Here is a 3544-nt window from a genome sequence, read left to right as displayed (position 1 = left end):
CGAAACAGTCTCAATTGAAGACCCGTTTCCTTTGATGTGTCTGAATTGAACTCTCGGAGCTGGTTGATTGGAGAGTATTTCTGTTTCAGGGATACCTGATGTAATCCAAATCCCTCTGCAATCTCCCTCCAATTCAACAACAGCTGATATGACATAAGGCACATCACGAAGACGAAATATACGTCGAATAGTCCTTGATTTTCCAACGTGTTGAATAATGAGCTCGGTGGCCGTATGAGATACAACAGAGTACTGCAATTTACTTAAATCTTCGTAATCTGAGAAGAGAGAGAGTGTGTGCATTGAGGAAGGAATGGTGATGCCACGAGAAATTAGACTTCTTCTAACCAAAGGATGATATCGACTTGCCAAAGATTTTTCTTTCGAAAAGACGGCTTTACCTAGTAGCGGAAAGACCGCATCCTCTTGTTTTTTATCAACAACCCACTTGTCTATTTCAACTGGCTGAATCAGATAGTGGTTTGACTGTCTTTCTTCAAAACTTGTAGACAAAGGCAAATTTATCTCTTTAATTGATCCGCCTTGACTTGTTACTACAACTTGAAAAAATTTATTTTCTAAAAGAAACAACTTATCATCCGTGCTGTCCCGCTCTAGTGTTTTCCCTTGTGGTGTATGATCCTGCACAGTTTCTAGGGAAGTGCTTTTAGGAAAGAATTCAAGTGGATCTTGCACTACAGACTGACCAAACGGGGAGGATTGTTTTTTGCACCCCCCGAACTGCACTAGGTACGGCAAGAGCCAAGTTGAAAGCACCAAGGAAGCACTGAGGGCAAGAGCGAATTTGAATGCTTGCCGATGATCAGAACGAAACACACACAACTCCTCGTTTGTTTCGAGGTCGGAGCAAGTTTAACATGGGTAAGGACAAGTGTGCAATTTTGCACGGAAAAAATACGATTTTAATCAATCACATGACTATATTGAGGTTGTGAATTCGAGGGTGCGCAAGGCGAAGTTTTGAAGTCAAAAAACAACGAGCCTATACATTTTGCTTATGTGTTTGCAATCGTATAAGATTGATGAAGAAAGAGCCGCTATCAGTAGCAAGGAAATGTCATGTCATTTGAACATTTGCAGAATTCTAGGGGAAGAATTGAATAGAAAATGAGGATCGCTAAGAAAAAAATAAGTCACTTCTTTATTACACTTGGATGCTTTTTGCCTTCTTGGGTAGAGTGGATTCGCAAGTTGAGATCCTCTAAGACAGTTGTAAATATTTATTCACCTCCTTGTTCTTCTGTTAGGACCTTTCGTAGGGTTTGTGATTTTTCACTTTGGGTCTTTCACGCTTGTAAGCTTTCTTTTTCGGAAAGATTTTTTGGTCGCAAGTCACTGGAAAAGCGTTTTTTTAGAAAATTGCGAGCGCGTTGTCATTCATTTTCCGTTCATCTTGACAAACCCTTTGTTTCTTGGGTGGGTCATTCGACTTTTTTTTTAAAAGTATTTGGTATTACTCTTTTAACGGACCCAATCTGGTCATATCGAGCAGGATTTACAACTTGGCCTGGAGTGAGACGTTGTTGTCCGCCTTCAATTAGCCTGGATCTTTTAGGTGGTGCAGATCTTGTATTGATTAGTCATAATCACCCGGACCATCTTGATATGAAGACTATTGCTCACATATCTAAAATTATGCCTAAGTCTCGACTAATTGTACCCAAAGGCGTGGGAGAATGTGTTGCAGCATTCGGGTTGGATTTTATTGAGCTTTCTTGGGGAGATTCACTTCGTATCCCTTTTCATGAGCATGGTGCTATTTTAGACGTAACAAGTGTTCCGGCGATCCACAATTCAGGTAGAGGTCTACTGGATAGGAATAAGACAATGTGGTGTGGATGGGTTTGTAACTTTCAAACAACAAGCAATTGCAAGAAAACATTTTATTACACTGGTGATACAGCATTCTCTGAGGAGCTTTTTGGAACTATTGGAAGGCGATTTGGTGAAATGGATCTTTCACTAATCCCCGTCGGAGCGTATCTTCCTCGTTCACTATTGTGTAAGAATCACATTAGCCCAAAGGAGGCCGTTGCCATACATAAACTTGTTCTTTCAAAAAAAAGCATTGGTTGTCACCATTCGACTTTTCGTTTGAGCGATGCTCTAGAAGAGGAGAGATCTCTTTTGTCTGATTTAGAGAATGGTCTTAATTTGTACAATGTACCTATTCATGAATTTGTATTATGCCCAGTCGGTCATTATTTCAATTGGTGAAAAGGATTGAAACAGAGCGGATTTCCAGTTTCTTCGGATGTGTGGATTCATATACTAATGGTTATGATTCAAAAATCATTTGTATTCTTTGTTGGCCGTTCTGGTGGGAACAGTTTGATTAAGTTGTTTCGTTCTTGTGTTGTACAGAATGTGTGAAGGGCAAGAGCCAATAAAGGAAGATAATAAGTTTAAGATTTGTCTTAGACTGTATCTTCGTTCTTTACAGCGCCATTGTCGACAGAGAAATGTGGCTTTGGAGATTTCTGATGTATGGTTAAAAGTGGTGGGAGCGAATCTCTTCGCTCGCTCTCGAATCTTATCTTATTCATCAGGGGTTCTTTACGTTGGCGTGAAGGATTTTGTCGCTTTTCAAGAATGTACTCTTTTCAGTGAAAAATACATTCATGAAATAGAGTCTTTCGCACCTCATCTTGAAGTAAAAAATATAGTTGTAAGAATGGAAAGAGGGTTATCTGAATGACTTACCGATATGACGCCAGTTCTATCACTGTTCTTGAGGGAATTCAGGCTGTCAGAGAGCGCCCTGGCATGTACATCGGAGATACTGGGTCATCCGGGTTGCATCAACTTCTTTACGAAGTGTTGGATAATTCTATTGATGAAGCTGTTGCAGGATTTTGCACATTTATTCAGGTAACTTTGTTGAAGGACGGCGGTGTTGTTGTTGAGGACAATGGTCGTGGTATTCCTGTTGACTCTCATGATCGCGAATCAAAAAAAAGGGGGCGGTCTGTCTCCGCATTAGAAGTTGTTTTAACTGTCCTGCATGCTGGTGGAAAGTTTGATTACAATGCTTACAAGGTGTCTGGAGGATTACATGGTGTCGGTGTTTCTTGTGTTAATGCTCTTTCGGAATCCTTCATAGTTCGAGTATCCAGAAATAAAAAAGTTTATGAAATGGAATTTTCAAAAGGGGTTCCTATTTCTGAACTTCGTGTAGTTGGCTCATCAGATTCTCATGGTACGAAGATAGCATTTTGGCCAGATAAGACACTTTTTTCTACTTGCGAATATGATCACAACATTGTCCTCAAGAGAATTAGAGAATTAGCATTTCTGAATGGCGGTGTAAAAATTGATTTCTTTGATGAAAGAAAGGGCGAGAATATTACCTTTCTTTACGAGGGTGGATTAGATGAGTTTGTATCGTTTTTAGAAGCAGGAAAATCTCCGCTTTTCGAGCCTCCACTGATTTTTTCTGGAACAAGGGAAACAGAAAATGGTTTTATTCAAGTGTCAATAGCGTTGCGTTGGAATGTTTATTGTTCAGAATTGATTGTTGTTT

4 protein-coding genes are annotated in these 3544 nt (G+C 39.8%); 3 read left to right on the top strand and 1 reads right to left on the bottom strand.

Annotation, left to right across the window (positions count from 1 at the left end):
• Positions 1-837 (bottom strand): hypothetical protein (locus tag GCCT14_RS03965; protein ID WP_157952595.1); only part of this gene is annotated, 837 nt, incomplete at its 3' end.
• Positions 838-1128: 291 nt separating this feature from the next.
• Between GCCT14_RS03965 and GCCT14_RS03960 the strand changes: the two genes are divergently transcribed.
• The 3 genes from GCCT14_RS03960 to GCCT14_RS03950 all read left to right on the top strand — a co-directional run.
• Positions 1129-2238 carry an MBL fold metallo-hydrolase gene (locus tag GCCT14_RS03960; protein WP_108624326.1) on the top strand — a complete coding sequence of 370 codons (1110 nt, stop codon included), beginning with the start codon at positions 1129-1131 and terminating at the stop codon, positions 2236-2238.
• Positions 2239-2386: 148 nt separating this feature from the next.
• Positions 2387-2719: a DciA family protein gene (locus tag GCCT14_RS03955; protein WP_108624325.1), complete on the top strand. Its 333-nt coding sequence runs from the start codon at positions 2387-2389 to the stop codon at positions 2717-2719.
• The coding region (locus tag GCCT14_RS03950) for an ATP-binding protein (protein ID WP_239978371.1) at positions 2716-3544 on the top strand (829 nt) is incomplete at its 3' end. The genes GCCT14_RS03955 and GCCT14_RS03950, both read left to right, overlap by 4 nt.

Source organism: Candidatus Similichlamydia epinepheli (assembly GCF_003056015.1).
Note: the sequence above shows the minus strand (reverse complement) of the source record. Positions and strands in the feature narration are given on the sequence as shown.

Bases quoted from the DNA above. Each gene is read 5' to 3' on its own strand.
- GCCT14_RS03960 (WP_108624326.1), top strand. From the start codon at position 1,129: ATGAGGATCGCTAAGAAAAAAATAAGTCACTTCTTTATTACACTTGGA.
- GCCT14_RS03955 (WP_108624325.1), top strand. From the start codon at position 2,387: ATGTGTGAAGGGCAAGAGCCAATAAAGGAAGATAATAAGTTTAAGATT.